General features: G+C 69.3%; 12 protein-coding genes. 11 read left to right on the forward strand and 1 reads right to left on the reverse strand.

Translation table 11 applies throughout. The features are described 5' to 3' along the window. Nucleotides 1-13: 13 nt before the first annotated feature. The gene (locus AC3FJ6_RS18470; RefSeq protein WP_488773180.1) at nt 14-1,036 is read right to left on the reverse strand and encodes a Bug family tripartite tricarboxylate transporter substrate binding protein; all 1,023 of its coding nucleotides are present in this window, start codon (nt 1,034-1,036) and stop codon (nt 14-16) included. A gap of 100 nt (nt 1,037-1,136) precedes the next feature. On the opposite strand from AC3FJ6_RS18470, the gene AC3FJ6_RS18475 reads away from it, so the two are divergent. The 11 genes from AC3FJ6_RS18475 (at nt 1,137) to AC3FJ6_RS18525 (ending at nt 15,229) form a co-directional block, all read left to right on the forward strand. Further along, nucleotides 1,137-1,943, forward strand: coding sequence for an IclR family transcriptional regulator (locus tag AC3FJ6_RS18475; RefSeq protein WP_488773181.1), 807 nt, complete (start codon nt 1,137-1,139; stop codon nt 1,941-1,943). 167 nt (nt 1,944-2,110) lie between these two features. After that, nucleotides 2,111-2,599 carry a DUF4381 domain-containing protein gene (locus AC3FJ6_RS18480; RefSeq protein WP_488773182.1) on the forward strand — a complete coding sequence of 163 codons (489 nt, stop codon included), beginning with the start codon at nt 2,111-2,113 and terminating at the stop codon, nt 2,597-2,599. Beyond that, the gene (locus AC3FJ6_RS18485; protein WP_488773183.1) at nt 2,596-3,612 is read left to right on the forward strand and encodes a vWA domain-containing protein; all 1,017 of its coding nucleotides are present in this window, start codon (nt 2,596-2,598) and stop codon (nt 3,610-3,612) included. The genes AC3FJ6_RS18480 and AC3FJ6_RS18485 overlap by 4 nt, the downstream gene beginning before the upstream one ends. After that, the gene (locus AC3FJ6_RS18490) at nt 3,609-5,213 is read left to right on the forward strand and encodes a VWA domain-containing protein (protein ID WP_488773184.1); all 1,605 of its coding nucleotides are present in this window, start codon (nt 3,609-3,611) and stop codon (nt 5,211-5,213) included. The genes AC3FJ6_RS18485 and AC3FJ6_RS18490 overlap by 4 nt, the downstream gene beginning before the upstream one ends. Beyond that, nucleotides 5,210-6,283, forward strand: a complete 1,074-nt coding sequence (locus tag AC3FJ6_RS18495) for a BatD family protein (RefSeq protein ID WP_488773185.1) — start codon at nt 5,210-5,212, stop codon at nt 6,281-6,283. Before AC3FJ6_RS18490 ends, AC3FJ6_RS18495 begins: the two co-directional genes overlap by 4 nt. A 114-nt stretch (nt 6,284-6,397) precedes the next feature. Further along, the gene (locus AC3FJ6_RS18500) at nt 6,398-7,594 is read left to right on the forward strand and encodes a formylglycine-generating enzyme family protein (protein WP_488773186.1); all 1,197 of its coding nucleotides are present in this window, start codon (nt 6,398-6,400) and stop codon (nt 7,592-7,594) included. A gap of 38 nt (nt 7,595-7,632) precedes the next feature. Then, on the forward strand, nt 7,633-8,724 hold the full coding sequence (locus AC3FJ6_RS18505) for an HAD family hydrolase (RefSeq protein ID WP_488773187.1): 1,092 nt from the start codon (nt 7,633-7,635) through the stop codon (nt 8,722-8,724). Between the two features lie 56 nt (nt 8,725-8,780). Continuing rightward, entirely contained in the window at nt 8,781-10,592 is a 1,812-nt protein-coding gene (locus AC3FJ6_RS18510) for an arylsulfatase (RefSeq protein WP_488773188.1), read from the forward strand. Continuing rightward, the gene (locus tag AC3FJ6_RS18515) at nt 10,589-13,195 is read left to right on the forward strand and encodes a spermidine synthase (RefSeq protein ID WP_488773189.1); all 2,607 of its coding nucleotides are present in this window, start codon (nt 10,589-10,591) and stop codon (nt 13,193-13,195) included. Before AC3FJ6_RS18510 ends, AC3FJ6_RS18515 begins: the two co-directional genes overlap by 4 nt. Then, on the forward strand, nt 13,192-14,178 hold the full coding sequence (locus AC3FJ6_RS18520) for an AAA family ATPase (protein ID WP_488773190.1): 987 nt from the start codon (nt 13,192-13,194) through the stop codon (nt 14,176-14,178). The genes AC3FJ6_RS18515 and AC3FJ6_RS18520 overlap by 4 nt, the downstream gene beginning before the upstream one ends. A gap of 19 nt (nt 14,179-14,197) precedes the next feature. Continuing rightward, nucleotides 14,198-15,229, forward strand: coding sequence for a DUF58 domain-containing protein (locus AC3FJ6_RS18525; protein WP_488773191.1), 1,032 nt, complete (start codon nt 14,198-14,200; stop codon nt 15,227-15,229). Nucleotides 15,230-15,266 lie beyond the last annotated feature (37 nt).

Consider the following 15,266-nt stretch of genomic DNA (forward strand, 5'->3'; position numbering starts at 1 on the left):
GCTGTCGGACTCCTTAGTTGACGCGCACGCCCGATTGCCGCACCACGTCGTGCCAGCGTTTGATTTCGGACATCGCGAAGGTGCGGCATTGTTCGGGCGTGCCGGGTTCGGGCGTGGCCGCCAGGTCGCGCATGCGCTCGCGCACGTCGGCATTGCCAAGCGCCTTGTTCAGCGCGGCGTTGAGGCCATCCACCACGGGGCGCGGCGTGCCGGCCGGGGCGGAGATGGCGAACCACGACTGCACGTCGAAGCCCGGATAGCCGGATTCGGCCACCGTCGGCACGTCGGGCAGCAGCGGCATGCGCTGCGCGCTGGTCACCGCGATGGCACGTAGCTTGCCGGACTTCACGTGCGGCAGGGCTGACGGGGTGTTGTCGAACATCGACTGCACCTGGCCGCCCATGAGGTCGGTCACGGCCGGCGCGCTGCCCTTGTAGGGCACGTGCAGCATGTTGGCGCCGCTGCGCGTGCGGAAGATCTCGCCGGACAGGTGGATCGACGATCCACTACCCGATGACGCAAACGTCACCCCATTGGGCGATGTCTTGGCCAGCTTCACGTAGTCGGCCACGGTCTTGACGGGCACGCCCGGATTGACCACCAGTACGTTGGGAATGCGGGCGATCATGCCGACCAGCTCGAAATCCTTGGCCGGGTCGTAATTGAGCTTGTCGTAGAGCGTGGCGTTGATGGTGTTGGCGATGGTGTAGACGTACAGCGTGTAGCCGTCCGGCACGGCCTTGGCCACCACCTCGGCGCCCACGTTGCTGTTGGCGCCGGCGCGGTTTTCCACCACCATCGGCTGGCCCAGCGCCTCGCCCATCTTCTGCGCCACCAGCCTGGCCAGCACGTCGGTGGCGCCACCGGCGGCGTACCCGACCACCAGCCGGACGGGGCGGCTCGGAAAGGCGGCGTCGGTGGCCAGTGCCGGCGTGGCACCGCACGCCAGGGCCGCGGCAAGGAGGGCGGGCATTACAGCGGGAATAAGCGCGATGCTGCGAAGAAGGCGCCTGCGCGCCCGGCTGCGGATGGTCATGATGGCTGTCTCCTGTTTTTGGATATCGTGGCCGGCACCCGCTGTCCCGATGCTTCTGCGGCATACTGCGGGCTGCTTCCCGGCCAGCGAATTCTTTCCCATGCGTGCTCGTACTGCGAATCAAAACGTCCGCCAGGCGGACGTTTCTGCTCCGGCTGCCGAAGAGGGCGCACGGGCGTTGCGACGCGGCCTGATGCTGCTCGACGCCATCCTTGCCGGCGGCAAGGACGGGCTGCGCGTGGTGGATCTATGCCGTGCCGCCGGGCTGGAGCGGCCCACGGTCTATCGCCTGCTGGCCACGCTGATCGAATGCGGCTATGTGGTGCAGCGCGGGCGGTTCCGGTATGTCAAGGGCCCCAGGCTGGACGCGCTGCCGCAGCACGGCGAGTCGGCGGACCTGGCCGAGCGTCTCAATCCGGTGCTAGCCCGCGTCAGCCAGGCCTGCGGCGACGCAGCATTTGCCATCGTGCGCGACGGGGCGCTGTCGCGCTGTATCGCGCGCCATGTCGGGACGCATCCGGTGCAGGTGCTGGTGATCCAGGTGGGCACGCGACAACCGCTGGGTGTGGGCGCGGCCGGCCTGGCGCTGCTGTCGGCGTTGCCCGACGGCGCCGTGGACGACGTGATCGCCACCAATGCCCACGCCCTGGTGCAGTACGGCGGCATGACGCCGGACCGCATGCGCATCCTGATCCGGGCCACCCGCGAACGCGGCTATTCGGTAATCGGCAACCACGCCACGCGGGGCGCGCTGGCGGTGGGCCTGGCCGTCGCGGATCGCGATGGCGAACCGGTGGCCGGCATCAGCGTCGCCACCACGCTGGCCCGCATGCCCCGCGAACGCCAGCAGTTGCTGGCGCGCGTGATGCGGGATGCAGTGCGGGACCTCCTGCCAGACGGCCTGTAGCGCGGGGCTGTAGCCCGCGTGGCGGCCGGGGCCGGTTACCGAAATCGCTAAATATCGGCGCCAAAAACTCTGAATTCGGTTTCCGCCGGTCACGGCGTAACCTGCCCGCATGCAGTCGGTCCGGCCCGGCCCGGGATGTTCCGACCTGTCACGAGAGGACTCACACGGTGAACGACCTGGCCGATATCGTCACGCCGCCCCCGCCAGCCTGGTGGCCCCAGACGGCGGGCTGGCTCGTGGTCGGCATCTGCGTACTGTGCGCGTTGCTGTGGCTGGGCTGGCGGATGTGGCGGCACTGGCGCGCCAACCGCTATCGGCGCGCCGCGCTCAAGGAACTGGGGCGCCTGCAAGCCGGGCTCGACGCCAATGGTCCGGACCGCGCGCAGGCGCTGCTGTCGCTGGCCGAACTGCTCAAGCGTACCGCGCTGGCCGCGTGGCCGCGCGAGACCGTGGCGGCGCTTTCCGGCGCATCCTGGCGCGATTTCCTGCTGGCCCACGCCGGCAAGGCCGCGGATGCCGTACCGCCTCTTGCCATGCTGATCGAGACCGAATACCTGGACCGCGCCGCACTCGGACGCTGGCCGGCGCAACAGGCCCGCGACACCGCCGCCGCCTGCCGCCGCTGGATCGCGGAACACCGGGCGCCGCCCGCATGATCGCGTTTGCCTATCCATGGCTGTTCGCGCTGCTGCCGCTGCCGCTGCTGGTGTGGTGGCGGGTGCCGCCGTACCGCGAGACCAGCGCCTCGGTGCGGCTGCCGTTCTTTGGCGAGGTGGCCAGCGCGGCCGGTTTGCAGCCCGCCGCCGGCGCCCACGTGCCACGACGCAACCTGGTGCAGCATCTGCTGGCGCCGCTGGCCTGGGCCCTGGTGGTGACGGCCCTTGCGCGGCCGCAGTTCCTGGAGCCACCGGTCTACAAGAGCGAGCCCGTGCGCGACCTGCTGCTGGCGCTGGATCTGTCGCAGTCGATGGACACCCGCGATTTCAAGGACCCGGCCGGCGTGGTCGAAGCGCGCGTGCATGCCGTGCGGCAGGTGGTCAGCCATTTCGTGGCCCACAGGCCCGGAGACCGCATCGGGCTGATCGTGTTTGGCGATGCCCCGTATCCGCTGGCGCCGTTCACGCTCGACCATGCGCTGGTGCGCACGCTGATCGACGACATGGTGCCCGGCATGGCCGGCGCCAGTACGTCGCTGGGCGATGCCATCGGGCTGGGCATCAAGATGTTCGACAATAGCCACGCCGCCGAAAAGGTGCTGATTCTGCTGACCGACGGCAATGACACCGCCAGCCGCATGCCGCCGGCACAAGCCGCCGATATCGCCCGCACGCGCGGCGTCGTGGTGCATACCGTCGGCATTGGCGACCCTGCCGCCACGGGCGAGCAGAAGGTGGATCTGCAAACGCTGCAGCGCATTGCCAGCACCACGGGCGGGCGCTACTTCTTCGGCGCGGACCAGACCGCGCTGGCGTCGATCTATGCCACGCTGGACCGCGTGACGCCGCACAAGGAAAAGACGCTGAGCTGGCGTCCGCGCCGCGAACTGTTCATGTGGCCGCTGGGCGGCGCCGTACTGCTGGTACTGGCGTATCAGGTCGCCATGGCGCTCTACGCGTACGGCGTGGCACGCGCGCCATTGCCCGCCGCACGCAAGGAGCCCTCGGCATGAGCGACGGGTTGCACGCGCTGGCGCAGTTCCATTTCCTGCGGCCCGCATGGCTGCTGGTGCTGATTGCTGCGGTGTGGCTGCCCTGGGCCGTGCGCCGGCAGGGCGATGTGCGCCGCCGCTGGCGCGGTACCATTGCGCCGCATCTGCTCGATGCGCTGGTGGTGCGCGAGGGCCACCATCGACCGGTGCGCCCGGTGCATCTGACCGCGCTGGCCCTGGCGCTGGGCGCGATTGCGCTGGCCGGCCCTACGTGGGAACGCGAGCGGCCGCCGTTCCTGTCGGACAAGGCGCCGCTGGCCATTGCCGTGGACCTGACGCCCGACATGGACGCGATCGACGTCACGCCGACGCGGCTGGAACGCGCCAAGCTCAAGATCAAGGCGCTGCTGGCCCATCGCGACGGGGGGCGCACGGCGCTCTATGCCTACGCCGGCTCGACCCATCTGGTGCTGCCGCTGACCGACGACGCGGCGCTGTTGCAGACCTTTGTCGATGCGCTGCAGACGGCCATCATGCCGGTGCCCGGCAAGGATACGGCGCGGGCGGTCCAGACCATCGGCACGGCGTTGTCGAAGGAGCCGGTGCCCGGCACGATCCTGCTGCTGACCGATGGCGTGGAGCCTGCGGCAACGGCTGCCCTGCAGCAGCGCGACAAACGCACGCAGATCGTGGTGCTGGCCATCGGCACGGCGGCGGGCGGCCCGCTGAAGGCCGGGGATGGCGCCGCCCCGGGGCTCGACGCGGCGGCGCTGCACCGGCTGCGCGACACTGGCGTGCCGGTGGCCACGCTGACCACCGACAGTGACGATGACGTGGCGTGGGTGCAGCGCCACGTCCAGTCGCATGTGGAGCAGGGCAGTGCGCAGGACACGCTGCGCTGGCACGATGCCGGCTGGCGGCTGACGATACCGATTGCCGTGCTGGCGCTGCTCTGGTTCCGCAAGGGCTGGACCATCCGCTGGATGGCCTCGCTGGCGCTGGCCGCGCTTGCGGCCGCGCCACAGGCGGACGTGCGGGCCCAGCCCAGCCCACCGGCACGCGGCTGGCATGTTGTCGATCTCTGGCTCACGCACGATCAGCAAGGGCGGCGCGCCTTCGCACGTGGCGATTACGCGGCGGCGGCCACGCTGTTCGATGACCCGATGTGGCGCGGCGTGGCGTACTACCGCGCGGGGAAGTTCGATGAAGCGGCGCGGGCCTTCGAGCAGATCGGCACCACGGACGCCCAGTACAACCTGGGCAACGCGCTGGCGCGACAGAACAAATATCCCGAGGCGGCCGCCCGTTACCGGCTGGTACTGCAGCAGCGTCCCGGCTGGGCACCCGCGCAGCGCAACCTGGCGCTGATGCAGCAGGCCATCGAGCGCCAGAAGCAGGCCGAGAAGCACGACAAGGGCGACGAGGAGCCGCCCGACCTGAAGCCCGACAAGATCGAACTGGATCCCAGCAAGCCCGCGCCGCCCCCGGGTGGCGACAAGGTGCAGCAGGGGCTGGTGCAGCAGAACGCCGACATGTGGATGCGCGCGATCCAGACATCGCCCACCATGCTCCTGGCGCGCAAGTTCGCGCTGCAGTCGCAGGCGCCAGAGGCGCGGCCATGACGATGCGCTGGCTCGCCGTCATGCTCCTGATACTGTCCGGCATGGCCCATGCCGCGGCGCCCACGGTGCGGGTGCGGGTGCTGGGCCAGCAGCCCGTGGTGGCCGGGCAGTCGGTCCAGATCGAGGTCACGATCCTGGCGCCGAACTTCTTCCTGTCGGCGCCGGCATTTCCGGCGCTGCAGGTGCCCGGTGCGGTGGTCACGATGCCCGACGAGCGCGGCGTGAACGCCACCGAAACCATCGATGGCGCCAGCTACGCAGGCATCCGCAAGACCTACGTGTTCACGCCCCAGACCGCCGGCGATTTCACGCTGCCGACGCCCGAGATTCGTTTCAGATGGTCCGGCGACGATGGCAAGCCGCAAGACGCCACCGTGACCCTGCCGCTCACCACCATCCATGCCGGCGGGCAGCGGAACGCAAGCCAGGCCAGCGCCGCGCAGGCGTCAGGCCTGGCGCCACTGCTGCCGGCGTCGCCCATCCATATCCGCCAGACCTTCGACCAGGCCATCAGCGGCAAGGACGCCCATTTGCGGGCTGGCGATGCATTGGTCCGCACGATCACGATCTTCGCGCCCGGCACGCCCGCCATGATGATCGAGCCGCCGCAACTGGCCGCGCCACGCGGCGTGCGGCAGTTCCGCGCCGATCCGCAATTGCAGGACGGCGCGGCGGCCGCTGGGGACGAGCCGGCAGGCGCCACGGGCGGCCGGCGCGTGGAAACGGTGACCTATGTGTTCGAAGGTAGCGGCCATTACACGCTGCCGGCCGTCTCCGTGGCGTGGTACGACCCGGCCACCGGCAAGCGCGCGCAATCGTCCGCGCCGGCCGTGACCATCGACGTCGCCCGTGCGGCGCCGGGGCTGGGCCTGGCGCCCACCGGTGGCGCGCTGATGCGCCTGCCCGGCTGGCTCGACTGGCGGATGGCCACCCTGCTGGCCGGCATGGCGCTGACGGCCGGCTACGCAGCGTGGCGCTGGCGCGGCGGCTGGCGTCCACGCGGACCGGCCATACACCCGGGCAAGACGCACCGCAGCAAGGCGCCGCCGCTACCTCCGCTGAACCCGTAGTCAAGAAATCATTCACATCAACATTCCAAAAGTTTGCATTCCGCTCTGACAGGAACCCCACCCATACTGGGATGGCTGGATCAGGTGATCGAGTCGTATCGTGAAGGAGTGTCGATGGGACGGAAGCAGCAGGCCATGGTCATTGCCACCGCCACGCCGGTGTGGCGCCAACGCATATGGCTGGCGGCGCTTGCACTGGCCATGGTCGTGGCCGGTGCGGGCGGCACGTGGTGGTATCACGCGAAGAATGGGCGCGCCGATGCGCCGGTCATCCGCGCGGGCGATGGGGTGAACGGTCCGCGCGGCATGGTCCATGTGCCCGGCGGCGACTTCCAGATGGGCAGCGATCACAAGATGGCGCAGGCCAATGAACGGCCGGCGCACAAGGTCCACGTCAACGGTTTCTGGATGGACCAGCACCACGTCACCAATGCCGAATTCCGCAAGTTCGTCGAGGCGACGGGCTACGTGACCACCGCCGAACGCGCGCCGGACTGGGAAACGATGAAGGTGCAGCTGCCGCCCGGCACGCCGCGCCCGCCCGACAGCGCGATGGTGCCCGGCGCCATGGTCTTCGTCGGCACCAACAGCCCGGTGCCGCTGCGCGAATACTGGCGCTGGTGGCGTTTCGTGCCCGGCGCCGACTGGAAGCACCCGAACGGCCCCGGCAGCCATATCGAAGGCAAGGACAACCACCCGGTGGTGCAGGTCTCGTACGAGGACGTGCAGGCCTACGCGCGCTGGGTGGGCAAGCGCCTGCCCACCGAAGCCGAATGGGAGTTCGCGGCCCGCGGCGGTCTGGAACAGTCCACGTATGCCTGGGGCGACCAGTTCGCGCCCGATGGCCGCCAGATGGCCAACGTCTGGCAAGGCCAGCAGGTGCAGCCGTTTCCGGTGGTCAGCGCCAAGGCGGGCGGCGCGGCAGGCACCAGCCCGGTGGGCACCTTTCCGGCCAATGGCTACGGCCTCTACGACATGACCGGCAACGCCTGGCAATGGGTGGCCGACTGGTATCGGGCCGACCAGTTCCGGCGCGAAGCCCGCTTGACGACGGCCGTGCTGCAGAACCCGGCGGGGCCGTCCGATTCGTGGGACCCGACCGAACCCGGCGTGCCGGTGTCCGCGCCCAGGCGCGTCACGCGTGGCGGGTCGTTCCTTTGCAACGAGGACTTCTGCCTGAGCTATCGGCCCAGCGCACGGCGCGGCACAGATCCTTACACGAGCATGTCGCACCTGGGCTTCCGGCTGGTGATGGATGACCGCACCTGGGCCGAAGCGCGCAGACAGCCCGCACTGGCGGCACGGCCGTAGGCCGCATCCCGTCTGCACAATCGAGGAGGAACGCAACGATGCCATTCGCCTTGGCAGGAAGCTACCGGCTTGTTCGCCGCGCGGCGTCCGGCGTGACGACGCTCGCGGCCCTCGCCGTGCTGGTGGCGGCCCTTGGGGGGTGCGCGCCGGCACCCACCGCCGACACCGCCGCTGGCGCGCAGCCGGCGGGCGCGGCCAATGTGGCAGGCGCGGCGGCATTGCCGTCGTGGCGGGATGGCGCCGCGCGCCAGACCATCGTCCGCTTCGTGGAGGCGGTTACCCGGCCGGGCACGCCGCAGTACGTGCCGCCTGCCGAACGCATTGCCGTCTTCGATAACGATGGCACGCTGTGGAGCGAGCAGCCGCTGTACTTCCAGTTCTTCTTCCTGCTCGACCAGATTCGGGCCGCCGCGCCCCAGCATCCCGAATGGAATAGCAATCCTGCCTTCAAGGCGCTGATGGCCAACGACATGGCCGGGCTGATGCGCGAGGAAAAGCGCCTGCTGCCGCTGATCGCCCAGGCCAACAGCGGCATGACGGTGGACGAGTACGACCGCACGATCCGCGCGTGGCTCGACACCGCGCGCCACCCGAAATTCAACCGGCCCTATACCGACCTGGTGTTCCAGCCGCAAATCGAGCTGCTGAACTACCTGCGTGCCAATGGCTTCAAGACGTTCATCGTGTCGGGCGGGACCATCGAGTTCATGCGGCCGTGGTCCGAACGCGTGTACGGCATTCCGCCCGAGCAGGTGGTGGGGTCCACGCAGACGGTGACGTACGAGCTGCGCAATGGCCAGCCAACGCTGGTGCGCGGGCCCAAGCTCGAATTCATCAATGACGGCGCCGGCAAGCCCGTGGGCATCTATCGGCAGATTGGCCGCCGGCCCATCCTGGCCGTGGGCAATTCCGACGGCGATCTGCAGATGCTGCAGTACACGATGGCCGGCACCGGCCAGCGTCTGGCCGTGCTGGTGCACCACGACGACGCCGAGCGCGAGTTCGCCTACGACCGCAAGTCAGGGATCGGCAAGCTCGACAAGGCGCTGGACGAAGCCGTCACGCGCAGCTGGACGGTGATCAGCATGAAGCAGGACTGGGCACGCATTTATCCGGCATCCCAGCCTTGATCCTGGCGATGTCCAGAACCTCCTGACGCCCTGGACCAAACCAGAGGGAGCTTTCGATGAGACCAGAAGCGGGTACGCGTCTGACAAGGCTGGCCACCAGCGCGGCGATTGTCGCCATCCTGGCCGTGGCCGGCTGCAAGAAGGCCGACGAGAACAAGACGGCGCCTGGCGCTGCGTCGGCCCCGGCCGCCCAGGTGCCGACCGCGCCGCCCGCCGAGGCCACCGCGCCAACCGCGCCGGTGGCCTCGGCCCCGGCCGCCAACGGCGCGTCGCCCGTGGCGGCAGCGCCGGCCAGCGGCACGGTGGCGCAGGGCAGCCGCGGCGGCAAGCCAAACATCCTGGTGATCTTTGGCGATGACGTCGGGCTGGGCAACGTCAGTGCGTTCAGCCATGGAGTGGTGGGCTACAAGACGCCGAACATCGACCGCATTGCCCGCGAGGGCATGATGATGACCGACTACTACGCCGAAAACAGCTGCACGGCAGGACGCTCGACGTTCATCACGGGGCAGTCGGTATTCCGCACGGGCCTGTCGAAAGTGGGCCTGCCCGGCGCGCCTGTGGGCCTGCAGGACCGCGACATCACGATCGCGCAGGCGCTCAAGCCGCTGGGCTATGCCACGGCGCAGTTCGGCAAGAACCACCTGGGCGACCAGGACCGCTTCCTGCCCACCAAGCACGGCTTCGACGAATTCTTCGGCAACCTGTACCACCTGAACGCCGAGGAGGAACCCGAGCGCCCGTACTGGCCGAAGGACAATCCCGACTTCCTCAAGTTCTACAACCCGCGCGGCGTGCTGCACAGCACGGCAGACGGCAAGATCGAGGACACCGGCCCGCTGAACCGCAAGCGCATGGAAACGATCGACGACGAAACCACCGGGGCCGCCGTCAACTACATCCAGAAGCAGGCGCAGGCCAAGCAGCCGTTCTTCGTCTGGATGAACTTCACGCGCATGCACCTGTTCACGCACGTGCGACCCGAATACCAGGGCAAGGCCGGACTCGGCGCTGGCCATGAGTACGCGGACGGCATGTGGGAAATGGACCAGAACGTCGGCAAGCTGCTCAAGGTGCTGGATGACACGGGCATCACCAACGACACGCTCGTCGTCTTTACCACCGACAACGGCCCCAACTTCTTCACGTGGCCCGATGCGGCCAATACGCCGTTCCGCAGCGAGAAGGACTCGAACTGGGAAGGCGCGTTCCGTGTGCCGGCGATGGTGCGATGGCCGGGCAGGATTCAGCCCGGGTCCGTGACCAACGGCCTGATGTCCGGCCTGGACAGGTTCCCGACGCTGCTGGCCGCGGCGGGCGACGGCGACGTCAAGGACCGCCTGCTGAAGGGCACAAGCCTGGGCGGCAAGAGCGCCAAGGTGCACCTGGACGGCTACAACCAGCTGCCGATGCTCACGGGCCAGACCGACAAGAGCGCGCGTAACGAGTTCTACTACTTCAATGACGATGCCGAACTGGTGGCCATGCGCTATGACGTGCTGACCCAGGGGGCGACGCAGCCCACCGCATGGAAGATCGTGTTCTGCGAGCAGCGGCAGAACGGATCGTTCATGGTGTGGAAGGAGCCGTTCACGTGCCTGCGCGCGCCCAAGTACTTCAACCTGCGCATGGACCCGTACGAGCGCGCCGACACGGGGCCGACCAACCGGTACTTCGACCTGGAAACGCAGAACCCGTACCTGTTCATCGAGGGCAACCGCCGGGCGATCAGCTTCCTGCAGACCTTCGTCGATTACCCGCCAAGCCAGTTGCCGGCGAGCTTCACGATCGACCAGGCCAGCGAGAAGATCAAGCGCCAGGTGGCCGACCAGATGGCCAAGGTCCAGCAACCGCAGCAAAAGAAGTGACGGCAGCCCATCGCAAGCTGGAGCCCGGCGTGAAGCGTCAACGCGTCTCACGCCGGCCGTCGGCCTCCGGCTCCGCAGCAGCGCAGGCGCAAGTACAGGCGCGCGGCGGCAGTGCCGGACTCCGGCAGGCCGCGGCGTTGCTGTGTCTGTCCGGCGTGGCCGGTCTTGTCTATCAGGTGCTGTGGATCAAGCAGCTGTCGCTGGTGGTGGGCGTGGACGTGCATGCGGTCACCATCGGCGTCAGCGCATTCTTCGGCGGGCTGGCGCTGGGCGGCTGGGCCGTGGGCCGGCTGGCGGACCGTACGGCATCGGCCTGGCGTCTCTACCTGTGGCTGGAACTGGCCATCGCCGTGCTCGGCATCGCGGCGACGCTGGCGCTGGCCCGTTCCGCCGCGCCGTTCGCATGGCTCGAAGTGCGGGCCGGGGCTGCCGCATGGGCGCTGCCGCTGGCACTGGTCGGGCTACCGGCCATCGCCATGGGGGGCACATTGCCGGCGCTGATGCGCGCGGTGCGCGGCGACGGTGTGGCACTGGGTGCCAATGGCGGGCGGCTCTATGCGGCCAATACCGCTGGCGCCATCGCCGGCACGCTGCTGGCGGCCTTTGTCCTGATTCCGCTGCTGGGCATCACCGGCAGCGCCTTGGCGGCGGCCGCGCTCAACGGGCTGGCCGCGCTGGGCGCCTGGTGGTTCGGTCGTTCCTGGACCGATCCTGTCGATGTACCGGCCGCGCCGGCGAACGCCCCACGCGCATCGGGCCAGCGCGTGCTGGCGTTGACGCTGTACGCGCTGGCCGGCGCGATTGCGCTGGGCTACGAAGTGGTCTGGTCGCAGGCCATCGTCCAGTTCCTGAGCACGCGAGCCTTTGCCTTTGCCGTGATGCTGGCAACGTACCTGGCCGGCCTGATGATCGGCAGCCTTGTCGTGGCGCGCCGCGTGGACCGGGCGAAAGACCCGTGGGGCATGTTCGCGCTGCTGGTCGTGGGCGCCGGGCTGGTGGCGCTGGTCGAATTCGCATGGCTGGGCGAATGGCTGCCTGCCGCACAGCAGGTGGTGTCGCAACGCGTGCTGGGCGCCACTGGCAATCTGCTGGTGGCCACGTGTGCCAGCTTTGCCGTGGCGGCGCTTTGCATTGTGTTCGTGCCGACACTGCTGCTGGGGGCCGCCTTTCCGTACGTGGTCCGCCTGTCGGTCGATCCTTCGCGCACCGGGTCGGGCGTGGGTGCCGTACTGGCGCTGAATACACTCGGCGGCATTGCGGGGTCGGTGCTGGCGGGCGTCTGGCTGGTGCCGACGCTCGGCGTGGTGCATACGCTTGGCGTGCTCGCCTGCGCCAGCGGGCTGGTGGCCGTTCTGGCGGTGGCGTTCGGCGACGGCACCGGACGCCGCGCGCGCTTTGCCATCCCGCTGCTGGCCGTCGTCACATTGATCGTTGCCGTGGCCACGCCCGCCGACCGGCTTGCCGCACTGCTGGCCCGGACGCGCGGGGGCGATCTGGTGTTTTACGAAGAAAGCCGGGGCGCCACCGTGGCCGTGGTGGAGCAGGGCCGCGCCGCGCAGCGGTTTCATCGGCTCTACATCCAGGGTGTCTCGAATTCGGGCGACACGATGACGTCGTTGCGCTACATGCGCCTGCAGGCATTGCTGCCGCTGATCGTCCACAACGGCACGCCGCGGGCATCGCTGGTGATCGGTCTGGGCACCGGCATCACGGCTGGCGCCACGCTGCAGTACCCAGGGCTTGAGCGGCGCGTGGTGGCGGAACTGCTGCCCGCCGTGGTGCGCGCGGTGCCTCAGTTCCAGGGCAATTTCGACGTCAGCCGCAGCCCGCAGGTCGATATCCGCCTGCGCGACGGCCGCCGCGAACTGCTGCAAAGCACGCAGCGCTACGACCTGATCACGCTGGAGCCGCCGCCCCCGTCGGCCAGCGGCGTGGTCAACCTGTATTCGCGCGAGTTTTACCAGTTGGCCGCCGCGCGGCTGCAGTCGGGCGGCATCGTGGCCCAGTGGCTGCCGCTGCCGACGCAGAATCGCGACGACACCCGGTCGCTGGTGCGCAGTTTCCTCGACGTCTTCCCGCATGCCACGCTGTGGACCACCGAACTGCACGAAATGCTGCTGGTGGGATCACTGCAGCCGATGCCGCTGGATGCGGCCACCATCGCATCACGCTTTGGCCAGCCTCAGGTGTCGGCGGCGCTGCGTGCGGTGGGGGTGGCATCGCCGGCGGCGCTGCTGGCCACCTATGTCACCGATCGGGCCGGGCTGGACTGGTTTGCGGGCGATGCGCCAGCCGTGACCGACGACCGGCCGCGCATCGAATACGCCGGGTGGGTGCGGCGGCAGGACTTTCCGCCGGTGCTGCGCGAACTGCTCGACCTGAGCGCCGATCCGCCGCTCCGGGGCGCCAGCGACGCGCTGCACCAGGACATCCGCCGCGAGCGCGCCACGCTGCATACGTTCTACGCGGCCGGGCTCGACGCCTATCGCGGCGACCGCGCGCAGTGGATGCGCGATATCGGCACGGTGATGCGCGCGGACCCCGACAACCCCTACTACAACTGGTTCACCGGCGGACGCCCGGATCACCAGGAGACACGATGAGTGCGCGCGACGACATCCTGCAGCTTCAGGCACGCATGGGCGAGTCGATCGTTGGCCAGGCACGCATGATCGAGCGGCTGCTGCTGGGCCTGCTGGCCAACGGCCACCTGCTTGTGGAAGGGCTGCCGGGGCTGGCCAAGACGCGGGCGATCAAGAGCCTGGCCCGGCATCTGGACGCCCGGCTGTCGCGCGTGCAGTTCACACCCGACCTGCTGCCCGCCGATATCACCGGCTCGGATATCTACGTCACCGACGGCGGCAAGGGCGAATTCCGCTTTCAGCCCGGGCCGCTGTTTGCCAACCTGGTGCTGGCCGATGAAGTGAACCGCTCGCCCGCCAAGGTGCAGGCGGCCCTGCTGGAGGCCATGGAGGAACGGCAGGTGACCGTCGGCGGCAAGACGCACCGGCTCGAACCGCTGTTCCTCGTCATGGCCACGCAGAACCCGATCGAGCAGGAAGGCACGTATCCGCTGCCCGAGGCGCAGATGGACCGCTTTCTGATGCACGTGAGCGTCGGCTACCCGCAGGCCGATGCCGAGGCCGAGATCATCCGGCTGGCCCGCGCCGAAGAGGACGACGGCAGCACGGCAAATCCGCAGCGGCAGCAGGCAGGCGAACAGCGCCTGTCGCCCGAGGCCATCTTTGCCGCCCGCCAGGCCATTCACGGCGTGACGGTCAGCGAGCCGGTGGAACGCTACATCGTGACGCTGGTACAGGCCACGCGGGATGCGGGGCGATTCGACGATGACCTGAAACGGTGGATCCAGGTCGGGGTAAGCCCGCGAGGATCGATCGGGCTGGACAAGGTGGCCCGCGCCATCGCGTGGCTGCGCGGTCGCGACCACGTGACGCCCGACGACGTGCAGGCGGTGGTTCACGACGTGTTTCGCCATCGGCTGATCCTGTCGTACGAAGCCCACGCCGCGGCCGTGGGCGCCGACGCCGTGATCGACCGGCTGCTCGAACGCGTGGCGGTGGCCTGACCGCGCCGCACCACGTGCCATGACCCGCGACATCGCCGCGCGCGCCCGCTCCCAGGCCAGCGCCACGCCGTCGGCCTCGCAGGCCGTGCCCGGCGTCAGCGTGGACCTTGCCGCGCTGGCCGCCCTCGAAGCCAGCGTGCGGGACTTCCATTTCCGCACGCGGCAGCCCGTGCACAGCCTGCTGTCGGGGCGGCACGGGTCGCGCGTGCATGGCCGGGGCCTGGCCTTCGAGGAACTGCGCCTTTACCTGCCCGGCGACGATGTGCGGACGATGGACTGGCGCGTCACGGCGCGCACCGGCAAGCCGCACGTGCGTCTGTATGCCGAGGAAAAGGAGCGGCCGGTGCTGCTGGTGGTGGATCAGCGCATGAACATGTTCTTCGGCAGCCGGCGCGCCATGAAATCGGTGACGGCGGCCGAGGCGGCGGCCCTGGCGGCGTGGCGGGTGCTGGCCGATGGCGACCGCGTGGGCGGCGTGATATTCGGGGACGCCGACCAGACCAGCATGGCGCCGCAGCGCAGCCGCCACGGCGTGCTGCATCTGCTGGGCGACCTGGCCCGGCACAACCAGCGGCTGCGCGCCGATGCCCGGGCGCAGCGCGGTGCCACCCAGCTGAATGGCGCGCTGGAGCGGGCGCTGCGGCTGGCGCACCACGACCACCTGGTCATCGTGATCAGCGATTTCGATGGCGGCGACGACCAGACGCGGCACCTGATGCTGGCGCTGCGCGGGCGCAACGACGTGCTGTCCGTGCTGGTCTACGACCCGTTTCTGCTGGAGCTGCCCGCGTCGGGGCAACTGGTGGTCAGCGACGGCGAGTTGCAGGTGGAACTGGGTTTTGGCCATGAGGCGCTGCGGCGCAACGTGCGCAGTTTTGCCGATGGCCACAGTGCCGCGCTGATGGACTGGCACAAGGCCATCGGCGTGCCGCTGCTGCCGTTGTCGGCCGCCGAGGACACCGCCGCCCAGCTGCGCAGGCTGCTGGGCGGGCGGCCTCCGGCGCGCCGTAGGGAGACGTCTTGTCACGGAAATGAAAGGAGGGCGCCGTGATGGCGCCCTTGGCGATGCCATTTACCGCGCGCGCAGG

It is taken from the genome of Cupriavidus sp. 94F1 (assembly GCF_057798875.1).